The 23,503-nt window shown below is 46.3% G+C and carries 35 protein-coding genes; 27 read left to right on the top strand and 8 right to left on the bottom strand.

Annotated elements, in window-relative coordinates; translation table 11 throughout:
* Positions 1-35: 35 nt before the first annotated feature.
* From ACE5KN_RS28695 to ACE5KN_RS28670, 6 genes are all read left to right on the top strand, one after another.
* Positions 36-236: a hypothetical protein gene (locus ACE5KN_RS28695; protein ID WP_375533305.1), complete on the top strand. Its 201-nt coding sequence runs from the start codon at positions 36-38 to the stop codon at positions 234-236.
* Positions 233-661 carry a hypothetical protein gene (locus ACE5KN_RS28690; RefSeq protein ID WP_375533304.1) on the top strand — a complete coding sequence of 143 codons (429 nt, stop codon included), beginning with the start codon at positions 233-235 and terminating at the stop codon, positions 659-661. Before ACE5KN_RS28695 ends, ACE5KN_RS28690 begins: the two co-directional genes overlap by 4 nt.
* Before the next feature lie 37 nt (positions 662-698).
* Positions 699-926: a hypothetical protein gene (locus tag ACE5KN_RS28685; RefSeq protein WP_375533303.1), complete on the top strand. Its 228-nt coding sequence runs from the start codon at positions 699-701 to the stop codon at positions 924-926.
* A 74-nt stretch (positions 927-1,000) separates the two neighbouring features.
* On the top strand, positions 1,001-1,204 hold the full coding sequence (locus ACE5KN_RS28680; protein WP_375533302.1) for a hypothetical protein: 204 nt from the start codon (positions 1,001-1,003) through the stop codon (positions 1,202-1,204).
* 511 nt (positions 1,205-1,715) lie between these two features.
* On the top strand, positions 1,716-3,089 hold the full coding sequence (locus ACE5KN_RS28675; RefSeq protein ID WP_375533301.1) for a helix-turn-helix domain-containing protein: 1,374 nt from the start codon (positions 1,716-1,718) through the stop codon (positions 3,087-3,089).
* 392 nt (positions 3,090-3,481) lie between these two features.
* Positions 3,482-3,670: a Spo0E family sporulation regulatory protein-aspartic acid phosphatase gene (locus tag ACE5KN_RS28670; protein ID WP_375533300.1), complete on the top strand. Its 189-nt coding sequence runs from the start codon at positions 3,482-3,484 to the stop codon at positions 3,668-3,670.
* Between the two features lie 85 nt (positions 3,671-3,755).
* Here ACE5KN_RS28670 and ACE5KN_RS28665 read toward each other — a convergent pair whose 3' ends face one another.
* Positions 3,756-4,196 (bottom strand): AbrB/MazE/SpoVT family DNA-binding domain-containing protein, encoded by a 441-nt coding sequence (locus tag ACE5KN_RS28665; RefSeq protein WP_375533299.1) that lies wholly within the window; start codon positions 4,194-4,196, stop codon positions 3,756-3,758.
* A 400-nt stretch (positions 4,197-4,596) separates the two neighbouring features.
* Here ACE5KN_RS28665 and ACE5KN_RS28660 point away from each other — a divergent pair, with 400 nt between their 5' ends.
* The gene (locus ACE5KN_RS28660; protein ID WP_375533298.1) at positions 4,597-5,286 is read left to right on the top strand and encodes a hypothetical protein; all 690 of its coding nucleotides are present in this window, start codon (positions 4,597-4,599) and stop codon (positions 5,284-5,286) included.
* 67 nt (positions 5,287-5,353) lie between these two features.
* Positions 5,354-5,623 carry a hypothetical protein gene (locus ACE5KN_RS28655; RefSeq protein WP_375533297.1) on the top strand — a complete coding sequence of 90 codons (270 nt, stop codon included), beginning with the start codon at positions 5,354-5,356 and terminating at the stop codon, positions 5,621-5,623.
* Between the two features lie 2 nt (positions 5,624-5,625).
* Here the strand turns inward: ACE5KN_RS28655 and ACE5KN_RS28650 are convergent, their stop codons facing one another.
* Both ACE5KN_RS28650 and ACE5KN_RS28645 read right to left on the bottom strand, forming a co-directional pair.
* Complete coding sequence (locus tag ACE5KN_RS28650) at positions 5,626-5,892, bottom strand: hypothetical protein (RefSeq protein WP_375533296.1); 267 nt, start codon at positions 5,890-5,892, stop codon at positions 5,626-5,628.
* Between the two features lie 155 nt (positions 5,893-6,047).
* Positions 6,048-6,239 carry a hypothetical protein gene (locus ACE5KN_RS28645; RefSeq protein WP_375533295.1) on the bottom strand — a complete coding sequence of 64 codons (192 nt, stop codon included), beginning with the start codon at positions 6,237-6,239 and terminating at the stop codon, positions 6,048-6,050.
* A 59-nt stretch (positions 6,240-6,298) separates the two neighbouring features.
* Here ACE5KN_RS28645 and ACE5KN_RS28640 point away from each other — a divergent pair, with 59 nt between their 5' ends.
* Positions 6,299-6,511: a hypothetical protein gene (locus ACE5KN_RS28640; RefSeq protein ID WP_375533294.1), complete on the top strand. Its 213-nt coding sequence runs from the start codon at positions 6,299-6,301 to the stop codon at positions 6,509-6,511.
* A 19-nt stretch (positions 6,512-6,530) separates the two neighbouring features.
* Here the strand turns inward: ACE5KN_RS28640 and ACE5KN_RS28635 are convergent, their stop codons facing one another.
* Entirely contained in the window at positions 6,531-6,848 is a 318-nt protein-coding gene (locus ACE5KN_RS28635; protein ID WP_375533293.1) for a hypothetical protein, read from the bottom strand.
* 370 nt (positions 6,849-7,218) lie between these two features.
* Here ACE5KN_RS28635 and ACE5KN_RS28630 point away from each other — a divergent pair, with 370 nt between their 5' ends.
* The 6 genes from ACE5KN_RS28630 (at position 7,219) to ACE5KN_RS28605 (ending at position 11,514) form a co-directional block, all read left to right on the top strand.
* Complete coding sequence (locus tag ACE5KN_RS28630; RefSeq protein ID WP_375533292.1) at positions 7,219-7,923, top strand: hypothetical protein; 705 nt, start codon at positions 7,219-7,221, stop codon at positions 7,921-7,923.
* Between the two features lie 569 nt (positions 7,924-8,492).
* Positions 8,493-8,738, top strand: a complete 246-nt coding sequence (locus ACE5KN_RS28625; protein ID WP_375533291.1) for a hypothetical protein — start codon at positions 8,493-8,495, stop codon at positions 8,736-8,738.
* Positions 8,739-8,937: 199 nt separating this feature from the next.
* Positions 8,938-9,213, top strand: coding sequence for a hypothetical protein (locus tag ACE5KN_RS28620; RefSeq protein WP_375533290.1), 276 nt, complete (start codon positions 8,938-8,940; stop codon positions 9,211-9,213).
* 110 nt (positions 9,214-9,323) lie between these two features.
* A complete protein-coding gene (locus ACE5KN_RS28615; RefSeq protein ID WP_375533289.1) occupies positions 9,324-10,820 on the top strand; it encodes a hypothetical protein in 1,497 nt (498 codons plus the stop codon).
* A gap of 300 nt (positions 10,821-11,120) precedes the next feature.
* Positions 11,121-11,366, top strand: coding sequence for a hypothetical protein (locus ACE5KN_RS28610; RefSeq protein ID WP_375533288.1), 246 nt, complete (start codon positions 11,121-11,123; stop codon positions 11,364-11,366).
* Positions 11,350-11,514: a hypothetical protein gene (locus ACE5KN_RS28605; RefSeq protein WP_375533287.1), complete on the top strand. Its 165-nt coding sequence runs from the start codon at positions 11,350-11,352 to the stop codon at positions 11,512-11,514. Before ACE5KN_RS28610 ends, ACE5KN_RS28605 begins: the two co-directional genes overlap by 17 nt.
* A gap of 619 nt (positions 11,515-12,133) precedes the next feature.
* Here ACE5KN_RS28605 and ACE5KN_RS28600 read toward each other — a convergent pair.
* Positions 12,134-12,403, bottom strand: coding sequence for a hypothetical protein (locus tag ACE5KN_RS28600; protein ID WP_375533286.1), 270 nt, complete (start codon positions 12,401-12,403; stop codon positions 12,134-12,136).
* 345 nt (positions 12,404-12,748) lie between these two features.
* On the opposite strand from ACE5KN_RS28600, the gene ACE5KN_RS28595 reads away from it, so the two are divergent.
* The 11 genes from ACE5KN_RS28595 to ACE5KN_RS28545 all read left to right on the top strand — a co-directional run bounded on the left by ACE5KN_RS28595 (position 12,749) and on the right by ACE5KN_RS28545 (position 19,302).
* Positions 12,749-12,997 (top strand): hypothetical protein, encoded by a 249-nt coding sequence (locus tag ACE5KN_RS28595; protein WP_375533285.1) that lies wholly within the window; start codon positions 12,749-12,751, stop codon positions 12,995-12,997.
* Positions 12,998-13,057: 60 nt separating this feature from the next.
* Complete coding sequence (locus ACE5KN_RS28590; RefSeq protein ID WP_375533284.1) at positions 13,058-13,507, top strand: hypothetical protein; 450 nt, start codon at positions 13,058-13,060, stop codon at positions 13,505-13,507.
* A gap of 610 nt (positions 13,508-14,117) precedes the next feature.
* Positions 14,118-14,426, top strand: coding sequence for a hypothetical protein (locus ACE5KN_RS28585; protein ID WP_375533283.1), 309 nt, complete (start codon positions 14,118-14,120; stop codon positions 14,424-14,426).
* Positions 14,427-14,605: 179 nt separating this feature from the next.
* Complete coding sequence (locus ACE5KN_RS28580; RefSeq protein ID WP_375533282.1) at positions 14,606-15,475, top strand: hypothetical protein; 870 nt, start codon at positions 14,606-14,608, stop codon at positions 15,473-15,475.
* A gap of 248 nt (positions 15,476-15,723) precedes the next feature.
* Complete coding sequence (locus ACE5KN_RS28575) at positions 15,724-15,903, top strand: hypothetical protein (protein ID WP_375533281.1); 180 nt, start codon at positions 15,724-15,726, stop codon at positions 15,901-15,903.
* Between the two features lie 883 nt (positions 15,904-16,786).
* Positions 16,787-16,975, top strand: a complete 189-nt coding sequence (locus ACE5KN_RS28570) for a Spo0E family sporulation regulatory protein-aspartic acid phosphatase (RefSeq protein WP_375533280.1) — start codon at positions 16,787-16,789, stop codon at positions 16,973-16,975.
* Positions 16,976-17,069: 94 nt separating this feature from the next.
* Positions 17,070-17,285, top strand: a complete 216-nt coding sequence (locus ACE5KN_RS28565; RefSeq protein WP_375533279.1) for a hypothetical protein — start codon at positions 17,070-17,072, stop codon at positions 17,283-17,285.
* A gap of 15 nt (positions 17,286-17,300) precedes the next feature.
* Positions 17,301-17,594 carry a hypothetical protein gene (locus ACE5KN_RS28560; protein ID WP_375533278.1) on the top strand — a complete coding sequence of 98 codons (294 nt, stop codon included), beginning with the start codon at positions 17,301-17,303 and terminating at the stop codon, positions 17,592-17,594.
* Positions 17,595-17,660: 66 nt separating this feature from the next.
* Positions 17,661-17,870 carry a hypothetical protein gene (locus tag ACE5KN_RS28555; protein WP_375533277.1) on the top strand — a complete coding sequence of 70 codons (210 nt, stop codon included), beginning with the start codon at positions 17,661-17,663 and terminating at the stop codon, positions 17,868-17,870.
* Between the two features lie 122 nt (positions 17,871-17,992).
* Positions 17,993-18,631 carry a hypothetical protein gene (locus ACE5KN_RS28550; protein WP_375533276.1) on the top strand — a complete coding sequence of 213 codons (639 nt, stop codon included), beginning with the start codon at positions 17,993-17,995 and terminating at the stop codon, positions 18,629-18,631.
* A 140-nt stretch (positions 18,632-18,771) separates the two neighbouring features.
* The gene (locus ACE5KN_RS28545) at positions 18,772-19,302 is read left to right on the top strand and encodes a type I-C CRISPR-associated protein Cas8c/Csd1 (protein WP_375533275.1); all 531 of its coding nucleotides are present in this window, start codon (positions 18,772-18,774) and stop codon (positions 19,300-19,302) included.
* 540 nt (positions 19,303-19,842) lie between these two features.
* Here ACE5KN_RS28545 and ACE5KN_RS28540 read toward each other — a convergent pair.
* The 3 genes from ACE5KN_RS28540 to ACE5KN_RS28530 all read right to left on the bottom strand — a co-directional run bounded on the left by ACE5KN_RS28540 (position 19,843) and on the right by ACE5KN_RS28530 (position 22,284).
* A complete protein-coding gene (locus tag ACE5KN_RS28540; RefSeq protein WP_375533274.1) occupies positions 19,843-20,340 on the bottom strand; it encodes a hypothetical protein in 498 nt (165 codons plus the stop codon).
* A 71-nt stretch (positions 20,341-20,411) separates the two neighbouring features.
* Positions 20,412-20,636 (bottom strand): hypothetical protein, encoded by a 225-nt coding sequence (locus tag ACE5KN_RS28535; RefSeq protein ID WP_375533273.1) that lies wholly within the window; start codon positions 20,634-20,636, stop codon positions 20,412-20,414.
* 1,417 nt (positions 20,637-22,053) lie between these two features.
* Entirely contained in the window at positions 22,054-22,284 is a 231-nt protein-coding gene (locus tag ACE5KN_RS28530; protein ID WP_375533272.1) for a hypothetical protein, read from the bottom strand.
* An 859-nt stretch (positions 22,285-23,143) separates the two neighbouring features.
* On the opposite strand from ACE5KN_RS28530, the gene ACE5KN_RS28525 reads away from it, so the two are divergent.
* Complete coding sequence (locus ACE5KN_RS28525; RefSeq protein ID WP_375533271.1) at positions 23,144-23,503, top strand: hypothetical protein; 360 nt, start codon at positions 23,144-23,146, stop codon at positions 23,501-23,503.

Below are 23,503 nucleotides of genomic sequence, written 5' to 3'. Positions count from 1 at the left end.
TGCACATTTAATCTATAGAAGAGGAGTGTACAAGTATGAGAATGGAAGAATTTATAAAGCAAAGTATGGATAATTTTAAGGAAGTTTTCGGTGAGGATAGGCTGCACGATCATGAGTATACGTATATAGCTCAAACCTTGGAAGCGGCGTGGTCGTATGGTAATGCTGAAGGGACGAATCAAGCCTATGAAAAATTAGTGAGAAAATTCAATGAACAGGAGCGTGTGGGGGAATGAAGGAATCCGAGACGTTGCAAATTAGAAAGCCGAAATATCAGGAACATAGTGCTATTCAAGGGGTTGCAAAGCGAAAGGAAATGGGGAAACGGAGCATTTTGTCTTCATATAGTGATTTCGAGATTGATGCGAATCTGCTGCTCGAAATTTCCCGTGGAAATGAAAAACTAGTAAATGAAGTGCAGGAATTTATAGACGAACATCAGAAAGAAGATGCAACAGTTGGTGGTTTCTTAGCGATCGGAGTATTTCGGATAAGTAAAGATGACGTAACATCGAATGAAAAGTCCGAGTGGATTCATGTGGTGTTTAATCATGGTCATGGGGTCACTCTTATAGCAGGTCGAATTGGTCGTTCCGACTGGACCCATAAGCAATACATGGATAAATCACTTTTGTACTCCATGGCGGCCATGATGAGATAGGCTTCGTTATATAAAATGAATAGGGTGGTGTACTCCCATGTTACTCACCGATGTACAGAAAAAAACAATAGAGCAAATGACAGAGGGTGAAGACGTCACCATTGGGGGCGTTGCAGTTGGGGAAAGCATAAGATACGAGATTAGTAGATTTGCTGACGAATATAAGGTTTGCCTATTTGATCGTTTGATTCGCTTGGAGGAAGAATCTTTTCAAACAGCCAGTCAGGTAATACATTTTATTGAATATGATGGGGTTATTAAATGACAACCGTTTCGAGGGATTACTACCGTGTCTCGAAAAAATACTATGATAATGGTGAATTAGGAGGATAAATTAAATTGAACTCTAAGAAATATCTAAAATTCGACGCACCCACATCAAACGATCCTGATAAATTCAGTGCTATGTTGTCTGAATATATATATGCAGCTCAAGAAGAGGGATTTCAGGTAGATATACAATATTCTATTGCTTACGTTACTGAGAATGTTGATATCAAAAATAAAATTATTCATAGTGCTCTTTTGCTTTACTACAAATGATCCTTCCTACTTTTATCAGTTCATAAACTGGTGGCGTCCGTGCCAACATCGATTGATATACATAACCACCAGATCCGAAAATGACCAAGCCTTTTTTCAGTGCAGCCTGTTGTAACAGGCTTGAGGGCTCAACCCATTTGGGTAAACAGAAGATTGGTATGAATATAGGGCGTTCTCGTTGAGAGAGCGTCCTTTTTTGTTTTAAGGGGCTTTTAGGGGGCTGATGCTACCGGCTCTAAGGCGGCAAGAGTGCCCGTCTAAGAGCCGGTACGCACCGCTGGGGGCTACTCAGGGCGATAACGAGAGCGCCTAAGCCTATGGGGCAATGATGCGGTTGTCATCCCGTACCACCATCTCGGTGCATCTGCCCTAAATTCTGATCTTTTGGGTTTGTTTGTCAGGTTTTGACGTTTATACGTTATTGACCGCTGTTTAATTGGGCGTATACTGTTAATTATAAAATGGTGCTAAAATTTGGTTTTTTTGTTTGTATGTTAGGGGGTGAGTCTGGTTGTCAGACAATACAATTCGTGAAACACTCAGTACATACATACGTAAACATAATCTAACTTTCACTCAATTTTCACGTATGTCTGATGTGAATGCCGGTTCGTTGAGTCGGATTCTACAAGGCAATAAGCCTATTTCGATCCGGCAACTAGAGTCAATTACATCAGCTATGAATTTACCTGGAGATTTTTTTTATGAATCCTATGTTGAAGAATGCTTTGCTTTTTCCACGAGCATGCGGCGGATTCGTCCTTTTATTTTTCGGTGTGCAGAGCTGAACCGCCTTGATTTGATTGAACGGATCGTGCATCGATTATTGGATGATCTGTCGTACACTTCAGATTTGTTTGATGTGGCAGAAACCTTATACGCTTCTGATCATGGACAGGCTGCGCAGATTATTTATGCTCAGGTGAGTGAAGCGGAAAGATTCCAGCATTCGGAACGGTTGACCATTTGTCGTTACCGGCTGTTTGAGCTTTCGCTGGGGAATGATATCGAAGAGAATTTAAGGTCAGCTATTTTCTTTGAGCCGTATGTGAGCCGTTTAGATGAAGCGGATCAGCTCGATGCATTGCAACAGCTGATGCTTATTATGGGAACCGCTTATAAGTGGAAAAAAGTAGATGAACTTGCAGTGGAGCTGCTGCGGGTCGCTACGATCCAGTATGAACATCCATCAACTGAGCGCAAGCCCAAACGGCCGTTCTATTACTATATTTTGTATGGTTGGCTCGCTCGGTCCGTTGTCTGTGAAGAATTCCAGGATTTTGACGGGGCTTTAAGTTATGTTTCGAAGTATGCAGACGGAGAATCGTGGATACGTGAGGATGACGAAGAGGCGCGGGGGTACATTCACCAATTTGCTGAATGGGCAACCGCCAATAGATATTTGTATCGAGTTTTGTCCGGACAAGCTGACGCGTTAGAGGAATACGCCGATTTTGTTGCTTCCCGGCCAGAAGAAATCATGTATGCATTGGGCTATATGGTCAAAGCGGCTAACCTCTTTGATTTTGACATTGATCACATTTTGGAGCGCTTTTCGGCATATATTCCTTCTAACGAGATGGAGGAAATATACAGCCAATATAACAGTGCTGTAGTGAAGGAAAAACTCGCCCAACTTTTTAGCGATTTAGGTGTATATCGTTTCAAAAGGGGCCATGGTAATGCAATAAGTTTCATACTCAAAGGTTTGCGATTAGCTATTAGAATCAACAGTATCAAGAACATTCTTAACGGTTTGACACGATTTGAAATGTACCGGGAATGGGCGAGCGAGGAAGAAAAGAAGGATTTCAAATTGCTGTCAGGTGAGGTGAATCGAATCAATGAGAAAAATAAGCATTTGGTTATCCTTGGTTACGAGTAGTTTTGTTGTTGGAGTTGTTGCGACGGTTATAACTACAATGGGTCATGGATGGGGCTGATTTTTCCGAATTATAGAGTTTTAAAAAAGACTTTCCTTGCGGGAAGTCTTTTTTGCTTTTTCGGATCTTATATCGGAAGAGTAGATTTTTTCGGGAAGGGTCGCAACCTGGGCTTGGTTTCAACCACCTGTTCAGCATGGAAGGCCAGGGTAATTGGTGAATGAGCTGCAGGAGGGTTCAGCTGTAGCTCATCAGGTACAATCAGGGAAGTAAGGGCATGAGAGCGATCGGGCTGATGCTATTGGGGTTCCAGTTACTGGGGATTTACTATTTCTGCTTTATGCAATTATTTGACATAAAAACCTAAAATACCACACAAGGAGGGTTGAAGCCAATGATAAGCAACTCCAAAGTAACACTTCGGGTCCGCATTGAGCGGGAAAGGCAAAGATTACATCTGTTGGTGGAGGAGTATGGAGAACTGAGTCATCCGAGAGTGGTTAAGCAATCCATACAACTGGACGAGCTGATCAATCAGTACAATCGAATGGAGAAAGAGAAAGTAAAAAAGCCGATTGCTTGAACAATCGACTTTGGGCGAGAAACTTTTGCCAGGTTCCCTCGCCCTTTTATTTTAGCAGACAATTGAAAGAGTAAGTGAAACAATTTTAAGACATCAATTGTTTAATATTTAGTTGTTTTTTGAGTTGAGAGATACGGCTTGGTGATAAACCCATCATGGCTGCAATTTCGTACTGGCTCTTCTCGGGGTATTGTTCCAGGAGTGCGGATAGTTCCTGCAGGGTGACTTCCAAACCCCTTCTTTTAAACTTGGCAGGTAATTCACCAGGTGGTACATCCGGTTTGGATACAACCTCTGAAGCTTTTAGTAGCTGGATGCAATCAGAGCAAATGATACAGCCCTTAAAATAGGCAAGTTGATTCACAATACCGCAAAAACGGCATGCCCCGGCATAATATTTTTTTATCATCAATCCATCTTCGGTGACGAAAAATTCAACAAGATCACTGTCTTCGATGCCAAGCATGCCTCGCAGCTCTTTAGGGAGTACAATGCGTCCAAGATTATCGAGCGGGCGAACGATCATATAATCCCTCCATTTTTTTCATTTTCTTTATTATACCACCTCACACAATAACAAAAGCGATGGTAGCGCGTTTACCGAAGCCAGACTTTTGAAGAATAAGAAGAGGTTCCTTCGATATGAATTGATCTAAATTAGGAAAAAAGTTCTATTTTTATAGTAAATAAGTATAGAAGTCATTTGAAAATATTGAGTTTTAAAATAAATTCAACCATAATTTAGTAGAAGTTGGATGAAGGGAGGGGTTCAAAAGGAACTTTCCAAAAGCGACTTGTTCTAACAAGGAGCTATAAATACTTGTTTAAAAGGAGTTTGCACTATTGACACATGTAACAGGGACAACAAAGGGAATATTCAGGTTTCACTAGTCTTCAAAAAAATTCTTGAATCGGAGGAGTTATCTGTGAAAAAGAATAGACTGGTTGCTACTGCTTTATCTTTTAGTTTGTTGGGGTCTGTTGTCGCGCCGAGTGCAATTTTTGCAAGTTCAAATGTAAATGACTCTTTTCAAGAACAAAGCCAATCTAATATTGTAACCTTACAACATCTCGATACGGCAACACTGCAAAAGAATCTCGAAGCTGCCCAAGGCCTGGAAGAATATATTAAACCAGGTGTGGATGGCCTACTCTACATAGACGAAGCTGGCAAGGATGTTGTCTCTAAAGAAGCTTATGATTATATTGCTAGTGGTGTTGAGATCATCAACGAAGCTCTCAAAAGTGGCCTAATCGAATTAGACGTTGAGAACCAAACGATCGTTCCGTCCGGACAAAACGTAATCAGACCTAATGCTTACTCGAACACGTATTGGTGGGGAGTAGCAATAACGATGTCTCAAAGCGAAACCAAACAACTGTCTTATTTGTTAAAACAACAGTCTAAAGGATATTTGACTGCCTCAGGTCTTGCTGCTGGAATAGGTGCTCTTTTCCCTAACCCTGTACCTTTTGCTGCCAGTGCTGCAGCCGCGTTGATTTCATTAGGTACAGATTTAGTCGCTTCAAGCTTGGATAACTATAACGGTTCACGTGGTACCACACTCAATTTGCATTGGTTACCAGCCCCTTATTACACGGTTAATTCCAACTAAAAATTGAACTAAACACCTTACTTTTACTATAATATTGTATATAATGTAAAAGAAGGGGAGTGTGATTATGAGCCCAATTTTTATTGTCACTGCTTTTTTGATGTTTTATGCTCTTTTAGGATTTGTTGCTATGCTGTTCATATTTAAGCGTTCAAAGCAACCAACACGAAGAAGTGCTCAGTTTGCTGTCGGTCTCATTGGATTTGTGGCATTGTATGCGATTGTCAAAGCTTTTAACAATGCTGGTAGTTCTGATTCATATCATTATTTTGCCATAGTGGCATTTATGATTGTTGTAGCAGCAGCATCTAAGCATCTCAGAAGAAAAAATAATTAGCGTTATACATGCTCTTGGGGAAGTTCAATTTCCCAGGAGCGTTTTATTTTTTCAGCGACCATCTCTGCCGATTCTTTTTTATCTCTAGCTTCTACGGGGATCTTAGGGTTAAGGGTACAGATCACCTGGAGGATGACCAGCAAGAATGGCCGTTTGGTAATCTTGGCCAGGCTGCCTATAACTCCTGACAGTTCCAACTCCGAACGATCGCACCTGCTCGTATTTTTAGTCCGGAAGTGTACTCCGCTACTGAAATTGCGGATCATCACCGCCAGCTCGCTCCCCGTCCGCATATTGGGCGGCGGCCAGGATATAGCGTTATGAGCGGAAGATCCATTTCTCCCATACGGTGGCTCAACCGTCCGGTGGGCCAGGGAATTGTTGGAGGAGCTCGTTGGCCAGCACATCCAGCTACCCGCGAACCTCAACGAGACATCGCTGCCTCGATCAAGGCACTTTGGTCACTGCCGGGAGATTGCTGTGGCGTGGAAAATTCCTCAACAGTTGGCCCAGCCATCCCGCCGATTGCATGCAGTCCGTCGCAGCGCACGCTTCCGGAGTTCGCGAAGGAACTTATATGTCTGCAGATCGGCGCCTGCAGCTCAGCGTCAGCCATTCGGTGATTCGTATCGGCATGACCTGTCCCGGTGACGACAGATGCAAGCCCTGCAGCCCATGGCCAACACAGAGCGACAGCTGCGGCCGTGCCAGCTCCGCAGCATGGATCCGGGTCTGTTCGACGCTCGATGCACTGCGTTGGAGCTCATCAGCATGCTAAAGACCTGGGTCCGCCAGGAGTCGGTTACACATCGCCAGGCAAGTGCGCTGAGATTCGAAACCGTGATCGATCCTGCAGCTTTACGGCTGCCATCCCGAGAGACGCGTTGACGGATGGCTACCAGCATCTCTATGGCAAGATATTTGTAGCCCCCGCAGCTGCAAGATCTGGAGTCGCGGATATCCTGGTGGCTGCTTTACACCGATCATCCGCCGACTGCCTTCCATGTTCAGCTGGATACCCGTCTGTGAAATCCGTTGCGCTCCAACATTTTTGCATTGAGTTCAAATTGAACCAAGATGGGCTTGGCCGCTTCACATCATGTTCAGTTAATCTATCAATAAGATTCCACATCTCATCCAGGATTTCCACCGCTGTTAGAGAGGATATATTATTGCACCGCTCCATGGCCGGCGCCGCATACGCTATAGCTTCATTTTTGGTCATTTGCCCGCCTCCTTTTACCAGTATCATCTACTTCTATCTTCCCCAAATGTAATGTGCGACAGACCCCATTTTAAAAAAATCTAGTAAAAATTTGTTTCATCAGATATTCTCGTAAAGGAGCAACAGCAGCTGCTGAAGATGATTGGGAAGATGGCCAGGTAGCCAAAGTATATTTGAGACATGGCCGCAGGAGAGTTACTATAATAATCAGATCACTATAGGCCAAGCCGGATGTTTGTAAAAGATGAGTAGGGTGCCTGGTGGATATTTATTTTGGTTATATTGTTCGGTGCTCAAATTTTCTTAATCTACACAGCATATCAATTTTTTGTTGATCCAGTTGAATTTTTATTTGGGTAGGAGTGTATACATGTCTGATTTAAAACTACTGTTTATTTATATGGACGGAGGGGTGAAACAGCCGGTTTACTTGTCTGAAAAGGATTTGGAGCTCTGGAAAAGGTGCTGGAAGGGCAACATTGCCTTCACGAGTGAAGATGGCAGGGTCGGTTTAAACCCGAACAGAATTCCTCATTGGCATGTTGGGGATGGCTATACGGAATTCTTTACAAAGCCTTTTCCGGAAACAAATCATGCTGCAGAGGCATATGCTTCGGTAGGGGTATGGACAGACAAAAGAGCAATCAAACCAGAGGCTATTCCTGCATCAAGGGCTAAGAATGAAAAAACTAGACAAACAGAAAAAGCAACCAAAGAAGATAAGACAAAGCCTAATAAAAGTGAAACCACTAAATACTCTGCAGACTCCCATTTAATCAAGAGTGATCAAATACCCCTTCCGTTAACTTCCCAGAAATTCGTAAATGGTGTGCGGAATGATTTTCCGGATGAATTACAAATAGAAGGCGACACATTGCACCACGTGGAATGCAAATGCGGGGCAGAGTATTATTTCCGCCGCGACAGATTTGTGAAAATAACAGGCTGTAAACATTGTAATAGTCCTGTTTTTTTGGATGTGGCAAAAGGTACTCATATGTCTCCAATGGGTTTGGCCTACACGGTCACGAACAAGTATTATGTGGATCGAAAACAGTGGTTGAATAGAAATTAAAGGCTACAGTGGTCGGAGGTACATATATCACAAGCTCGTACGACAAATATATTCGAGGACGGCAAAGTCGCCCTTTTTTTGTGCATTCTCCGGATCGCTGTGCTGCAGAGAGCTGCGGTGATCTGGGTATGGGCAGGTATTCAATAATAATGATCGTTTAAGAGCCCGTTCCTGGGGGATGTACAGTTAAAAGCGTTCTGGTGGAGAGATCCATCAGGGCGTTTTTTTATGGCCAGATAGCAACCTGAGCTAAGTTTCAACCAAACCCGGGCAATGGGGCTGGCTGATGGACTGGATGGTTCGGCTGCAGGAGGACGGATCTGCTGCGGCCGGCCGGACTGATCGGGGAAGCATGGGCGGAAAACCAGGAGAGCGATCGGGCTGATGCTACCGGCTCTACGGCGGGAAGAGAGCCCGCCCAAGTGCCGGTACGCACCGCTGCGGGGTTACTTGGCCCGATAACCAGAGCGCCTAAGCCGGGCGAGCGCTCCCGGCCAAGGCGCTCTAGGTTCCTGTGCCGCGCTACACACCCCGCACGGAGCCTGAGAGCGGGCAGAATCGGGGAAGGCATGGCCGCATCATGTCCGCTCCGCGCTACGCTGCTGCGCTCCCATCAAGCGGCCACGCAGGAAGAGAAGCACCATGATTCCGCTCGCGCTCCACCATCGTGCTTCGTGGGAGAAGAATCGAAGAAGGGTATGGTGGCCCGGCTGAAGCCAGCCTTGAATTGGGGAAGAGGAAGCCTTCCGGCTACCGCCAGAAGGGCGGCCTATTTGGGCACTTGCCGCCGCGGCTCAGCTTATCGGGGTGCTTGAGACCGTCAAGGATTTGCCGCTGGCGCGTTCCTCCTTGACGGTCAAGTTCAACTACTCCGGCAGCGGCTGACGCCGCTTGGCGGAGCCTCCAGTTGAACTACGCACGAAGTATTCCAGGAAGCATGCCCGGCCCGATTATCTTGTGCCAAGCGGCAAGCACACCGGCCGCAGATTCTATTCAAACAATGGAGGGATTCGAATGATCTACACCTATAAATCGAAGCACAACCTGGAGGAGCTGAAGAAAAAACTTCAGGACTACCTGTACAACCTGATGAAGGATGTAACGCCAGTGCGTCCGCAGTCAGCAGGTTATCCTCTTGAACATCTCTTTACGGGAATCAACCTGCAGACTGGTGAGAGGCACACGTTCCGAATTAAGTACGACTGCACAGAGAAATGGAGCTCCCGGCCGTTTCACGTTTTTACCGTCGAGATGCTGTCTGTTCGATGCAACCAATGGATCGAGTTTTAAGCCTTATCTTGCGGCAAGGCCGGGTGCTCGGCCCTGTCGCTGGCTCTTACTCTATGTCGGATCAAAATTAATTCGGACCGGCTGGCGCCGGGGATGGAGGGCACTGGAATATGAATTTTAGACAGCATGCATACCAAGAAGAAATAAAGCAAATGGAAATGGTGACGGTTAAGGATCGTAAAGGTACATGGTCGGCCAGTCATCTGGGCAGATACATTTATACGCTGCAGGGGCGGGTACAATTTAGCCTGACAATATACTTCAAAGTCAATTTAGAGCGGTTTCCCCGAGCGAACCCGCATAATGATATGGCCACAGTGTATCTCTTCGTAGGGGACACTTCCACACAGCTGAAAAGAAGAATTAAGGCAATATTAGGGTATACTCCGGAGCCTGGTACGGTAAGTGAGCTTTGGGATCATTTCAACCGGCTGCGCCGGGCATATGAAGAGGAGGATGCCTTCTACGCCTCTCAGGACAAGGAACAGGCAGAAGCGGTTTTGGATGAATTATATGAGACGGCGAAACAGCGGATCGAGCGTGGGGAGATGGTTATGGTTGGTTATCGAAGGGACCGGACGCTCCCATATGAGAGATACTTGACCCCTGAAGAGATCCGGCGTGCTGCCGAGGCGCAATGTGTGCTCAATGCTAGCAGCTTCCAGGAGCCGATGACCATCATTGCCCGGACCGGTCATCTGGCCGAGTTCAATCGGCGCATTGATGACGCTCTGGAGAGCTGGAAGGCAAGGAATACTGCTGAAGAGCAGCATAAGCAAACCGAGGATTTCCTCCATCTTTTGGAGGTGGACGTCCAATTCCGGAAGCTTGCGGCCAATCTTTTGGATGCATCCAAGGAGATCCGCACGGCAGATTACAGAGTAGAGCTGGCGCATCGCTATTTTGGTTTTACCGATTCGCTGGATGATTACCGTATCAAGGCATTGAAGCCGTTGGATGAACTCCTGTTACCCTATGGGTTGGACAGTTTTACGCTGTACAAGCTAATTCCCATCATCGAGCAGTACCTGGAAGCTGGAGGGATTCTACCGCCGCCGTCTGCTTTGCATGAACGTCTACCGGATCGATTTTATTATGACGACCGTGTACATAACGGTGCATCGACCTTTCGTGTGACGGGTGTTGGCCACATTTATGTGTACTTGGATCGGGGGAAGCGGGAAATGAAGAAACGGCTTTCTCATTATGCCAAGGCCCCTTATGTCGAGGATCCGGCTTCAGTTGAGGATTTTGTATCCAATGAGCTGGCCGTGCTGAATAACCAACTGAAGGTGCCAAATGCTCACCTGAAGGAGTTTGAGTATGTGATAAGGCAACTTGGAGAGGGGAGACAAGCAGCTACGAAATTCCGGAAGCTGTACAACATGAGGATGATGAGAGCGGTCGCTCCGGAAGAGAGGGGAGCGATGGAGCTGTTCCGGGATGGTTTTCGATGCTTGGAACTTGGTGAGCAGGTGGAGAACCTGCGGCAGCTCTCCGGGATCAGTCACCAGGCAGCGCTCGTGCCGGCAGTAGAAGAATTAGAGTCTCTGAAGGAAAAACACGGATTCCGCTTTCTTGGACGCTCTGAGTCCGTTACTTGCTGAAGATGAAGTCCATCTGTCCGCCTGAAGGCTAGAGCTCTTGCATCCGGTGCCGAAACCCTACGCTGCCACGAAAATCCTAATAGTCCTTGGGCAGAGCGCCGCTGCCCCATTGGGATTTAGAAGTTCTGAATTGTCTTGAATCAGGCGCACTGCGGGTCCGGGATGGTAGGAAAGGGCCCGGCTCCAGCCGGCTTTTTCTTTCATGAATAGATCCTTGCAGATTCAATTGTAGGCAAAGGCAGAGGGAACCGGCTTGCCGGTTCCCTCTGGATTGAAATCAAAAATGGGGAGGACTCTAAGATGACCAAAAGACAAATTGCCGCTGCCCGGCGGGCTTTAAACAAGAAAGTAGAAGAGCTGATCCCTGCAGCTGACCTGGAAGGGGTAGGTTTCGGGATCGATAAAGAAACGGAGACCACCTATCACTGGTTTTTCACATGGAATGATAAGGACTATAAGTTAATCTATCGCCTCAGCACGAAGAAAGTGGAGGTTATCCATAAGCCTGCAAGAAAGGAGTTGTATCGCCGTGTATTTCATCGTTGAGAAAGATTGGGATCAGCTGCGCGAGGAAGCATGGCAGCGGCAGTATGAAGAGGAGCTGGCGCGGCTGCAGGCTGCCTATCAAAAGGCAGCTGCAGCGGGGGACAAGGAACGCATGGACAAGCTGGCCAAGGCGATGGATGACTTATAAAATGCCGGCCAGGGGCGGGGACTCACTAGAAAATTGAAAGATTTAGATCGAAACCCAGCCCAAAAAATGGTATAATGATAGAGACAGAGTAACCGGTGGGGGAGACGCGGCGAAGCCAACCCGAGAGGGGGTGACGACGCCGTGTCACTTCTTGATGTAGTGCAGAATTTCCTTGAGATCAGCGATAAGCTGGTGAGTATTGCCGTGGGTGTAATTACCTTGTGCAGTGCATGGAAAGCAGCGCGAGACAAGAAAAACCACCGGGAATAGGTTGGCCGCCTGGATCCGGTGGTTTTTCGAGGGATAGTCTTTGAAATTCTCGCCGTGGTTGCCCACCGGCCTTTGTCTGAAATAGCTGCGATGTTAGCGCATCGCGGCTATTTTTATTTTACCCACTTATTGTTTCTCTGATGACTATTATAGCATAATTTCTGGATTTATTCATGAAACTGAATACTTTATGTAATACTTTTTTGATCAGTTATTTTCATCCCCAAACATGAAGCCACCGATGCCTGGCGTAATCGCCAATTGCACCGGTGGCTTTTTTGACTGCTCCCCATATCATTATATGCTTGTCGCATCTTGGCCATCTGGGGATTCGTGTAATTAGAAGGCATTAACTGCTCTGCTCTACCAGGTGGATCGCCGGCGCATGTTCTGATGGTTCAGATTGGTTATTTTCTTCCATCAACCGGAGCATTTTCTTCTTCAGATGGTGATCCAGGAACAATCTCACAAATTCCGATTGCTGCCGGGCGATGAGATCCGTCAAAGGAAGATCCGGACGTTCCTCCGAAATTTCAATCAGCGTATCCATTTCCATCGCGATTTCTTTCTCCAGCGCATCGATCTCCACCTGCAGCTGATCTTTCAAGGTTTTTAACATGTTTTTTTCTCCTTTCACTCTTAGGGAATGTGTCTGGACAATGCATCGCATCCTTTTGCCTGCCGCATGGAATGCGGTCCCGGAAGGGCGAATTTTCGCCTTTTGACGCGAAGCTTGGAAACTGAACCATAGCACGGAGGTCAAGGGTCTCAGCCGCGAAAATTCAAAGGCTTCCTGGATTTGCATCGACAGGAATTTTCGTGCCCCTTGACCTCTGGGCTGGGCGTCTTGGCTTCCGGGCGGTGGAGGGGCGCAGCCGGAGGCTCGGCCGGCCGGAAGCCTAGTCGCCCTGGTTTCAGTTACCATGCGGAAGGCAAAAGGCGGAAATTCGCCGAAGTATGATCTGTGAGAACCGGTGAAGCCGGTTCTTTCCATGCTTTGCCTCTCGAAAAACCTTCAGGAATCTTTTTCTTTTGGTTTGGTTTTAAAGTCATGACGGTCATTCATATAGCCGCGGCGCGGCCGGAAAAGGTAACCCGGCTCACGCCAGGCTTGTATTGGAAAAAAGGACACCTTCCGGCTTCCGCCAGAAGGTTGCCGTTAGACATCTCGCCTGGAAGGAAGCAAAATGAACAGGCGCGATGCAATTCTTGAAGCTATTGTGGTCACTTATTTTCAATAAATAGGTGGAGAACTTATGTTCGAGACATACAGTTGTCACAAGGCTATGATATTTTTGTATTGTTAAAACAAGCATATGAAAGGGCGTGGCCAACATTGATTAAAGTCGTAGAAATCTTGCCAGGGAAAGATCCAGTGGTAAAGGACATACCATCTTTGCATGGTCAGTATGGGGAGGAAGTGTTCGGGGAGCCCCGCAGGGATCATGCCAGGATTGGACAGGATTTATATCTTGCTGTAGGGGATTCGTCAGCTCTTACGGGCAAGGAGATTAATTTTACTCTCGTTTATCGCTCAGCACAGATAAATGTTTACGGACCGGCTGTGTTCGTTAACCGGGTGTGGGAAACTGGTGAAGAGACATTTGACGAATATAAGACTTTGTCGGCTGGTGAAGCAGCGGCCATCGTAGAGCTATTTCAGCGTAACCGGAATGTTTTCGAACCTATGGCCTTACATAGACTATTAGGATGGGAGCTGTAGGGGATCCTTTGTAATGGCCGGGGGACGAGCTGAAGAATATTTTGCATTGAACAGGGAATACTATTAAGTTAGGTTAATTGGTAAATTATGGTTTCACGTGGAACAGATACAGGTTATTTTAGGACGGCGCCGTCGTCCTTTTTTCTGCTCAGCTACCGGAAGCAGCGGTTGCCGTAAGTCAGAAGAAGACCGACTACATTGGAGGCAGCTTCGGGGATGGCCTGGCGGCATCATGTTCGCTCCGCGTTGCTCCGCTCGCATCATGCCGCCAGGCGAAAGGAAGCACCATGACTCCGCTGTCGCTACATCATCGTGCTAACGGCGTAATCGAAGATGAATGAAGAAAAAGGAAAGGAGCTGCGCTGCAGCTCCTCTTGAATTTAAACCATGGTTCTGAGCCTCACGCGCCTACCTTATCACTCCGCGCCTCGAGCAATGCAAGACCATGCCCCCTGCGGGGGTGGGCGATGTCATTCCAGGAAGCCGGGCCGCGGCCGGACTAAACCGCCCGGCCGAATCCCTTGATTCAATTGCCCAGTCTTGCATTGACGGCGCTTCGTGATGCGTTCAACGCGTGAGGAAAATTCAAAACCATGGGAGCGATTCGAAGATGAAAATTACATACGATCAATTTCAGCAGTTTTGCCAAGCTTTTGAAGCATTGAGTGGGTATCAGTTTGATGAACGGCGCGTCCGCTCCGGATCCGGGACGGCTGGTTGGGCGTATGAGGCGAGATATAGGGACGAGACCAATTACAAAGTGCTGGTGAACATTCTGTTGCAAACGGACGGGAAGCTCCGCTGGGAAACGGGATGGGATCAAGCGGCTATGGATTTATATGAGATGTGGGAGGAATGGTTCGCTCCGAATGATGAGAGGCAGGAAGAAGTGTTCCAAACCAGCAAGATGGCCAGTTAGGGATTATATCCGCAAGGAAGGCCCGTTTACCGGCGCGGGCCTTCCCCCATTGCTATGGCGGCGAGAAAATAATGAGAAGTATAAATTTTTCCAGCTTTTGATCCGACAATAAATTTGTTAATTACTTTTGGTTTAGAAGAATGGGGGAGCTCCACATGCTCAAAGAGATGCAAAGGATTATGAATGAGGACACCATAGAGAATGGATCACAGCCTGGGTGGGTTAAATTTAAAAACATGTATCGGGATTATTTTTCGGTAGTTCTTTCGCGTAATAACGTAGTAACGAATAAGGCTCTCATCCTGGGTGCCGGCAACGGGAATGATATCGACATCAGCTTCTTCGAAGAACATTTTCAAGAAATTGTCCTGGTTGATATCGATGAAGAGGCGCTGGATCGGTTTATAAGCAAAGCCACACAGCCCGAGAAATTTAGGAAAGTAGTGATCGATTTAAGTGGGCTTGCAGGAAAGTTAACGCCAGCCATCTTTGAAAAATCTCAAAAGAAGCTGATTGAGTATGTTGAACGCTTAAAGCCCACACATGATTTTAGTCAACTCAAGGATGAGAAATTTGATTTTATTTTCAGCAGCAATTTCATTACTCAATTGTTGTATCCATATTTCACGAACATGCTCCTCATCAAAGGAAGAGTTCCTGGTCCTAATATTCTTGCGCCACTGAGTAAATTAAGCCATCGAGTTATAAAAGGCTTGTTATCTCATATCCATTCGTTGCTCGATCCCCATGGCGTATTTATACATTCATCGGATATGGTGGAGCTCACGGTTGATAAAACAACAGGGATAAAAACTCCAGGTTATGATTTAGTCATGGGAGCTTTAGGGCCAGATTGGAGCAATATTACACCAAAAGTACAAGGAATTATGCCTACGCTTGCCAAACATAACCTGTTTATTGGAGGGAGTTCACTTCCGGATTACAACATTTTTAAGTTTGACGGCTTGTTGTTTATACCGTGGGAGTTTGCTCGTAACGATAAACTGGAAAAAACTTATATCTGTATGGTGGTTTCATTTCTCAAGTAATTTAGTAAGGTATTTGTTCAGGAGCTCCTTCATCGCAGGGAGCTCTTTTTAATGGTTTGTTATTGTTCAAGTCGCCAGAAAACTGCCCAAAATCTCCATCGTCGATGATCGAAAATTTTTTGAATTTGATCGTTGCCAAACACTTTCCTTTGCGGAATCCTTCGTTTGAGTGCTATAATGTACGTTTTTTTCATCTGGAGAGCGTATCTCACTCGTGGTACAATTCAATATGGAAGGAGGTGGTTACTATGTGGGACCTGATTCAATTAGCAAGTGAACACCGATGGCTGGTAGACAAGCTGTTCGATTTTGCTGATACTACCGCGGCGAACTTTGTATTTCCGCTATTATTTGAATTAGTTCGGGAAAAAAGAAAAACCACTGCTAAAAGGGGCAGAGGTTCAAAAAAGAAACAGATGAAAAAATAAAACACGACGTTGCGGTTGCAGCCGCTCGTCACAAACCGTAGCAGGTGGCACTGCTGCGGTTTTTTAATGCGATTACGGTAAAAGAATTACCATAAAAAAATTGTCTTACAGACTGTCTTACAATCAAAGTATATCATGAATTAAAATGGACATCTACGAATATCTACGAGCATCTGCGGCCATCTACGGCCATCAGCGTATCAGTGCTAATTTGTTGTAATCTATGTACAATCTTTTAGGATCAGGGATTCTCCAATCATTGGAGGGTCCTTTTTTTGTTTGTTTTTAAGGGACGTGGGCTCATGCTACCGGCAATAAGGCGGCCAAAAACGCCGCCTAAATGCCGGTACGCACCGCTGCCAGGTTACTCCGCCCGATAACAAGAGCGCCTAAGCCGGCTGAAATCTTGCCGGCTAAAGCGCTCTATGTTCCTGTGCGTCGCTTCACACCTGGCACGGAGCGCTTGGATGTATTTCAGGAAGGAATGGAGAGAACCGGCTCGCCGGTTCTTTGGATTGAAGAATTTTTTTCCCTTTTGCCTTCCGCATGGTATCAGCTCCCAGCCCGACTAGGCCCCCGGCGTGCCGAGCCTCCGGCTTCGCCCCTCCACACCCCGGGGGCCAAGACGGGCAGCCAGTCGGTCAAGGGGCAACAAAACTTTTCCCTCCCATTTTAATAGAAAGAGCGGAAGGAAAACTTTTGTGTGCTGGTCCCTTGACCGCCTGTCTATGGGACTGATCCCAAGCTTCGCGTCAAAAGGGAAAAAAATTCCCCTTTGGGGACCCCAGCCCATGCGGCAGGCAACGTCCAAAAAATTTCTTTAAACCCAAAATCAAAAGAGCTGCAGGGCTCCTGCAGCTCCGCAAGGGAAAGGGGTGGAGTTATGGTCAACCAGATCGGTCCGGAGATACGGATCAAGGAACTGGAGCAAGAAATTGAGCAGCTGCGCCAACAACTAAACGAAAAGGGGGAAAGCATGGGGGTACTGAGTCGGGAGGTTCTGCAGATATCCCAGCAGCTTGATGTAAAAATTGTGGAGTATATGGCACTACGGAAGTCATGGGAAAAGTAAGAGCCGATTACATAGGGGAATGTAACCGGCTTGAGGGCGAAAACTATCGGAATCTTCGCCCTCTCATCATACCACTTATGGGAGTGAGAGAACAATGTTTAACGATGTGTGGATGTTTCAAGTTTACGGTGTGGTGCTCTTGTTGATGTCTTTGGGAGGAGCTGTGTACTGCTTCCGGCATACGGCTGGCAGGCAGAAGGCGGCAGGAGAACAGGGACCGGCTGCAGCTGGCCAGCGAGTGCAGGCCAGAGCTTCCAACCTTATCTATTCGGCCCAGTCACCAGTGAAAACGGGCCGGAAGTCAATATAAAAAGGGGTGTTGTTCATGGTACAAGATAACAAAATTGTAGTTTTAGTTCAAATGTTTGGTGATGTGATATCCGATGTGTTGACATTTTCCGGGGAAGGGGCGGTTGATCTGGCGGCGTCTCACTTCAAAGCTTGGACCGGGATTTCATATGAGGATTACCAGGAGCGCCGGAACAACGGGGAAGACAGTGACGATGTGCTGGGGAAGGATTATGTGGGGACGGAGATTTACATATCGAACCCGAACATTCCGATCGATGAAGCGAGTGAGCTTGGAGCAAGTGCGGTTTGGCTGTTTGAAAGGAACTAGCGATCTGCACCGCTGGCTTTAGGAATGCTATAAGCTAAATACCCAAATAGAGAGGATAGATTTAAAATGAAAGCATGGGCTCGTGAAGGTTATCAAGTCGTGGAAATTCCATTTGATCATGATCTACATCAGTTTATGGTGGTGCAAGACGGCGAAGCTGTTCATGCCATTACACCTTGGGACTTTGATACCCAGGACCGTATCATTGCCGATCTGAACGCCGGTGCTGACGTTAACGGCTGGGAGGACGGAATGGGAAATACGATTAGCATTTAACCGCCCGCCTGAAGATGGCCCGCAGCGGAGCGGGCCGAAACCTAGCCCTTACGGGCAATGGTCGCGGATATCCGCATTGCGTCAGCCCTGACCGCACGGCAGGCAGCAGGAAGGAGAATTTTATGAAAATCAGAGAAATAAAGGGTCCGTTCACTGAGGTTTACCCAGCGGCGGCATCGGTATTCGAATCGTTGCCATCGAGAGAAATTGTTGAGGAGGCGCTGATTCTTGGCCAATTTGGTCGCTTACAAGCCTGGTATGAGGAAGCTTTAGCTGATGAATATCATCCGGGTTCAATCAACGAAGAAACGGTCAGAATGGACATTGATTATGATCAGAGAGTCATTACAATGATCACTCCAACATCGGGCCGCATTATTATTATCACTTTTTTAGATGGGATATTGGAGACGCTTGTTAACTTCGGGGAAGAGGGTTCAGAGGTTGCTGCAGGATATGTTATCCGACACATTAAGCATTTCCATTCTTATCCCGCTGCCATCTATACCCTAGTACACAGTGGCACTTTCCAAGTGGCATTTATAACCCCACACGCAGCGGATGTTATCTTTTTTCGTCGGATCATCGGTCCCGACGAAAATATGATGTGGAAAGAAATGGAGGATCTGCCTGAGAAGTGGCCAAGAATTACAAAACATCGAACAATGGAAGAGTATAATGCTAATCTGGTTTGGTCATGTCTCAGAAATCCGGATCACGAGGAGAATATTAGAAGAATAATGAAAAAGAACGAGGCATAAGCCCCGTTCTTCTTTACATTTGAAACCGTTACGTTTCAATCCAAACTACCGCACGGATAGTTACAATCAAAAAATATCACATGGACTTATATATGTCAATTATCATTCTGTAAAAAAATTCTTGTACCCCGAGAATAAAAATGTTAATTTGTTATTATAAGGTCCGTTATCGGACATTTACTGTGGAGTGTGAAAATATGAATCGTGACGAGAAGTTTGGCCGGGCTGTGGCCGTAGCAAATGTTTTACATGAAAGGGTAAAAGACGTTGGAGAACCTGGAATAGCAAGCATGCACTTGACCGATATGGGCAGCAAGCCGGCCCGCACGTTGGAGAGGTTGCACCATGATTTAATTAAGCATGCACACAAATTTGGTGCAGACGAAATGATCCTATTTGATATGATGTCCGAGATCATTGCGGATATTTCCCTGGATGATTTCACAAATAACCCTTTGAGCAACAACTACCTTGTCTCGTACTATTCTCAGCAGCATGTGCTGAATAATATCATGGGTACAGAGGAAGCTGCGGAAAAATGGGGGCTGGCACAGGACTATATAAAGCGCCTTTGCCGGGAGGGGAAGGTTAGCGCTACTTTAATCGGTAAAACATGGGTGCTTGATAAAAACCAACCCAACCCCAAAAAGGCAGGAACTAAAGAGGAATGAAGCCGTCCATTTGTCCGATCTGCAGAGTAAAACCTTTGGGGCGAAACAAAAATTGCTGCTCTCACGCATGTTATAGCATCTTTCGCTCTCACTATAAAACATGTGTTATATGCGGAGCTGCATTCCAGGCTCCTCCCAGCTCAGATACGATCACTTGCACTCCTGAATGTTCGGCGGAAAACCGGCGACGCAAGGAAAGCAACTATGAAGCATTACAGAAAGCACATATAGCCGCTGCCTCCAGTCCGCTCACCGGGCGTTTTGAAACCCACATGCGTGCTAAAGATTGGGTGATCCAATCCCCGGATGGACAAGTGTTCCGATGCCGCAATCTCAAAAAATGGTTGCGAGATCATAAAGAAATGCTTGATGGTACCGTCAGGCAGGCTTGGGATGGAATCGTGAAGATTAAAGCTTCTATGCTAGGGAAGAGAAAGTATAAGAGCTACCAGTGGAAAGGCTGGAGGCTTCTTGAGTGGGGAGATTAACCCCATTTTTCCAAAACGGGCCGGCGCATAATCGCGCCGGCTTTTTTGGCTTCTACCGTTCTGGCCCTCTTGGCCGTTCCCGCCCGGCAGCTGCTTGGTCCATTCCACGTTCAAATTCCTGCAGCTGCTCTTTAAGCTTGTGAGAGATCAGTGCGTGTACGGTCTGCTCTAATCCCACAGTTCGAATCATCTGCAGATCCACTTCAAGCATTTTATCCGGATGAATCTTGCCGACGGGAACCTCGCCCAACCAATGCCGGCTTAATGGAATGGGTTGATGAGTACTTATGTATGAGTCATGATCCAGGAAGGGGTGCCGAGCCTTGTCCAAATCGACGTAAGAGGGAATGACGCGGTTCCTCAAACTATCCAGGGATGTTATCGGAAGTGCTACAACGGACTTCCCAGGCAGATCCCGATCGCTGCTGTCGTGCATCATCACAAATTTGTGATAGCCCTCCAGGATGTAAGAGGGACGTGGGGATTCCACAGAGTCTTTGAGCGGTGGTACATAGGCGCTAAAAACATCGCCCCGTTCAAATTCAGGCATGTACGGTATCAGCTCCTGTATAAAAATTAAGGGCCACAACTCATTGAGCTGTGGCCCTGTAAAAACGGGTGTTATTCTCCGTAGATTAAGCGGGTCCGTACTCTCAAGGTTTCCAATGCCATGTTGCGCTCTACAATGTCACTTGTTTTCTCCGGATCACCGGTAAAATGAAGGTAATCCGAAACAGATACGCCAAGACGTTTTTCCATGGCTGCCATTGCGCGCTCGAGAGAACCGGTCTCTTTCACTTCAGGGTTATTCGACTTCGCTGGGAAAGGAATTACGTTTCTTGACATATCAAATCGCCCCTTTGATGTTCATAGTTCTATTATACAGGAATTCCCTAATTCGCACAATCCAAATTGGAACTATTGTAGGATTGCGCATCAGAAAATGCCGATTTGACGCAGGTTTCGGCTGCTTTTGGCGTAAATAGATATTCAGTCTCTACCATTTTTCTTTTCTTTAAAAAACAAATATGATATAGTATTCTGCAACAAGGAAATATTTTGTCATAGACAAACTTAAACTGAATATAAGAAAAGCCATCAAGTTCAGGCGGTTTTAAGAAGCTACCAACTTCTTAAACTGCTCATCCGATTGGGAGATCGGGAACAGGCCATAAACTCAATGACTAATCTTAGTTAATTCCTTTAGTTATATATCTTTATTGTACCAAAATTCCTTGATTGAATCAAGGAAAAGTACAGGTGTATCTAAGGGAAAACTAGTATAATTTGGTCTATATTTTGAGATACATAATGCCCTGATTCCTCCCGTCTTCCGATCGGAGAATCAGGGCTTTTATATTTCCTGCAGCATATGTTCCCTTACCAAGAACATGTGCAAATAAAAAAGCCTAGCTCACCAAGCCAGGCGTTAATTTCAGATCAGACTTAATTTTGACCAGAGGACTACCAATCCTCATCATATCCACCAACAAATGAGTTACCAGCTCAATGGTGGAAGCGACCTTACCAGTCGCTGAAGGAAAAAATATAACATCATAATGAGCTAATAAGCTCCGATAAGCTCCGATTTGCATTTTTTTAAAAATGTACGATCGTGGGCCTAGCCTTTTGTTGTCAAAATTAAGTTGAGGTTATTATATCAATTTTTATGAGCCCATACAACACGATTTCGGCTTCTAGAACAAAATGGGCATTAAAGCCTATATACCTTAGACCTACTTAATTCCTGGGATTCATAGCTCTGGTAAATGCCGGACTATTGATTCATATATTTCAATTCTATTATGTCCAAATAAACTCCATATTAAGCGCTCGGTTCCAATTTTTGAAAAAATGGATGTCGAGGGCCTGCTTTCCTATTGCCTTTTTTTCTGAAACGGATAGGATCTGCAGCCTGATTGAGCCCGCGCAAGCTTGGTGGAACAGGAGACCACGATAAAAGACCTGCCCGGTCCATGCGGCGGCCATGCTAGTGGATCGGTGTCCCGAGGGTTGCCACGTTTCGGCCGTGGCCACTTGCTTCCTAACCAGGAGCAAAGTGAAGCTTCACTCCCGAGTCATGGCCAAAAAACGAAGTGCGGGCCGAGACGATGTGACTCCATCGTGGCCCGCGACCGTTCCGAACGCGCCTTTGGGCGCGTGGGGAGTACGTGGTGAAGTGCCGGCAGAACCTTGCTGGAAACCGTTCAAGGGAGGCAAGACCACGGTTTGAGAAGTAATTGTGAAAGTGTGGTGCGGGTCGTCACATAGGAACCGTAAACGGCCCGGAGCTGAGAGCTCCATAAGCAGTTAGCGCAGCGCAAGCCTGCGCGTGGGTAGAAACAATTCCGGCAGCCAGCCGCCGATAGTGCTGGCCCCGTTTTTTTCTGCGCACCTTATCCCGCCAGGCGGCCACCGATGCCGCCGAAAGTCCAGTAGTGATGCACTGGCCGGGATAAGGTGAATTGTGTCCACATACCCCAAAACCATTCATGAAAGGAAATGAACGTCCTACAGCGTCCTCCAATTCACCGTTAATGTAGGGGCGGGCGAGGGGAGGATGATATTAATCCCGAAAGCTCGCGTAGCGAGGTAACCTTTTACTGCGAGGGTGTGGATAATGATGACCAGTGCGGGAAGTTATCCACATTTTCTTTGGTACTGAAAAAAGCTCTGAAGTGGCTTGCGGGGGAGTTGGGATCGGAGTATGCGTACGGAAGAAGAGGCCGGAGAAATGCACTTCTGTTGTGAATTATTCACTACCTGATAAATTCATAATAGAAAGTTGATTTGGCTGACTATGTGCTGCATACCTCACTTTTTAAGAGCTGGATTAAGGGATAAGCGATAGATCAACGTACATGGGTATTTTGCTGCTGGTACAGTCTCAGAGTGATTTTTATTGGTATTCCAGGAAGCCAGGAAGAATTGTGTAATCGCTCTGTATCTGGCGGAGGGTTTTGGGGGGACGATCGAGGGCGTGAATGGTGTAGGACTGTGGGAATGTTGGCGCGGGAGATTCAATGTAAACCATGAACTTGCTTCCTTTGTGAGGATAAAACGGTATACATTCTTTGGTGTAAATACGCCAAAGCGAAAAAACATCTTGTCTGTCAATCTACCATACCTTATAATCCGTTTAGGAGGTGGGATATAGTGCCAAATGCCCGTTTGTTGAACAATAAAGGGCCCGAAGACTCAGACAATAGTTTGAAAAAAGTCACGACTTACATACCAATGGAGGATCTAAGAACTATCAGAGAGTTTACAAGTGATGGGTCCAAACAAGCGGAGCACTTTCGGATTGCTATCCGGGAGTATTGTCGTCGTGAAAAAATGAAACGGAAAAAATCTTGATGGAGGTTGTTGGAGCGATGAAAATTTATCGCAAAATGATGTATTCGCTTGGCTTATTAACGATGGCATTGACTACTGTACCGAAGCATGCCCATGCATCGGGTGGTGGTGGATCTCTCCCTTCAGGGTTAGGCGGTTTTCAGTCAATTTCAGATGATGCCTATAATTTTGCTATGTGGGTGATTTGGGTATTAGGGCCAATTTTATTCTTGATTGCTCTAACCCAATATATGAAATCCAATGATCCGGGAGACAAAAAACAGGCAAAACAATGGATGTATGCTATAGCTATTGCGACAATCGCAGCTCAAATTGTTGTTTGGTTCCTTCATGAATACCTGGCACCAAAATTTTAA

The organism is Paenibacillus terreus (genome assembly GCF_042138595.1).
Lineage (GTDB): Bacteria > Bacillota > Bacilli > Paenibacillales > Paenibacillaceae > Paenibacillus > Paenibacillus terreus.
Note: the sequence above shows the minus strand (reverse complement) of the source record. Positions and strands in the feature narration are given on the sequence as shown.

Coding starts and splice junctions, on each gene's coding strand:
- ACE5KN_RS28695 (WP_375533305.1), top strand. CDS start 36: ATGAGAATGGAAGAATTTATAAAGCAAAGTATGGATAATTTTAAGGAA.
- ACE5KN_RS28690 (WP_375533304.1), top strand. CDS start 233: ATGAAGGAATCCGAGACGTTGCAAATTAGAAAGCCGAAATATCAGGAA.
- ACE5KN_RS28685 (WP_375533303.1), top strand. CDS start 699: ATGTTACTCACCGATGTACAGAAAAAAACAATAGAGCAAATGACAGAG.
- ACE5KN_RS28670 (WP_375533300.1), top strand. CDS start 3,482: ATGATAAGCAACTCCAAAGTAACACTTCGGGTCCGCATTGAGCGGGAA.
- ACE5KN_RS28665 (WP_375533299.1), bottom strand. CDS start 4,196: ATGATCGTTCGCCCGCTCGATAATCTTGGACGCATTGTACTCCCTAAA.
- ACE5KN_RS28655 (WP_375533297.1), top strand. CDS start 5,354: ATGAGCCCAATTTTTATTGTCACTGCTTTTTTGATGTTTTATGCTCTT.
- ACE5KN_RS28645 (WP_375533295.1), bottom strand. CDS start 6,239: ATGGCTGACGCTGAGCTGCAGGCGCCGATCTGCAGACATATAAGTTCC.
- ACE5KN_RS28640 (WP_375533294.1), top strand. CDS start 6,299: ATGGCCAACACAGAGCGACAGCTGCGGCCGTGCCAGCTCCGCAGCATG.
- ACE5KN_RS28635 (WP_375533293.1), bottom strand. CDS start 6,848: ATGACCAAAAATGAAGCTATAGCGTATGCGGCGCCGGCCATGGAGCGG.
- ACE5KN_RS28630 (WP_375533292.1), top strand. CDS start 7,219: ATGTCTGATTTAAAACTACTGTTTATTTATATGGACGGAGGGGTGAAA.
- ACE5KN_RS28625 (WP_375533291.1), top strand. CDS start 8,493: ATGGCCGCATCATGTCCGCTCCGCGCTACGCTGCTGCGCTCCCATCAA.
- ACE5KN_RS28620 (WP_375533290.1), top strand. CDS start 8,938: ATGATCTACACCTATAAATCGAAGCACAACCTGGAGGAGCTGAAGAAA.
- ACE5KN_RS28615 (WP_375533289.1), top strand. CDS start 9,324: ATGAATTTTAGACAGCATGCATACCAAGAAGAAATAAAGCAAATGGAA.
- ACE5KN_RS28610 (WP_375533288.1), top strand. CDS start 11,121: ATGACCAAAAGACAAATTGCCGCTGCCCGGCGGGCTTTAAACAAGAAA.
- ACE5KN_RS28600 (WP_375533286.1), bottom strand. CDS start 12,403: ATGTTAAAAACCTTGAAAGATCAGCTGCAGGTGGAGATCGATGCGCTG.
- ACE5KN_RS28585 (WP_375533283.1), top strand. CDS start 14,118: ATGAAAATTACATACGATCAATTTCAGCAGTTTTGCCAAGCTTTTGAA.
- ACE5KN_RS28580 (WP_375533282.1), top strand. CDS start 14,606: ATGAATGAGGACACCATAGAGAATGGATCACAGCCTGGGTGGGTTAAA.
- ACE5KN_RS28575 (WP_375533281.1), top strand. CDS start 15,724: ATGTGGGACCTGATTCAATTAGCAAGTGAACACCGATGGCTGGTAGAC.
- ACE5KN_RS28570 (WP_375533280.1), top strand. CDS start 16,787: ATGGTCAACCAGATCGGTCCGGAGATACGGATCAAGGAACTGGAGCAA.
- ACE5KN_RS28565 (WP_375533279.1), top strand. CDS start 17,070: ATGTTTAACGATGTGTGGATGTTTCAAGTTTACGGTGTGGTGCTCTTG.
- ACE5KN_RS28560 (WP_375533278.1), top strand. CDS start 17,301: ATGGTACAAGATAACAAAATTGTAGTTTTAGTTCAAATGTTTGGTGAT.
- ACE5KN_RS28555 (WP_375533277.1), top strand. CDS start 17,661: ATGAAAGCATGGGCTCGTGAAGGTTATCAAGTCGTGGAAATTCCATTT.
- ACE5KN_RS28550 (WP_375533276.1), top strand. CDS start 17,993: ATGAAAATCAGAGAAATAAAGGGTCCGTTCACTGAGGTTTACCCAGCG.
- ACE5KN_RS28545 (WP_375533275.1), top strand. CDS start 18,772: ATGTTAATTTGTTATTATAAGGTCCGTTATCGGACATTTACTGTGGAG.
- ACE5KN_RS28540 (WP_375533274.1), bottom strand. CDS start 20,340: ATGCCTGAATTTGAACGGGGCGATGTTTTTAGCGCCTATGTACCACCG.
- ACE5KN_RS28535 (WP_375533273.1), bottom strand. CDS start 20,636: ATGTCAAGAAACGTAATTCCTTTCCCAGCGAAGTCGAATAACCCTGAA.
- ACE5KN_RS28530 (WP_375533272.1), bottom strand. CDS start 22,284: ATGAATGGTTTTGGGGTATGTGGACACAATTCACCTTATCCCGGCCAG.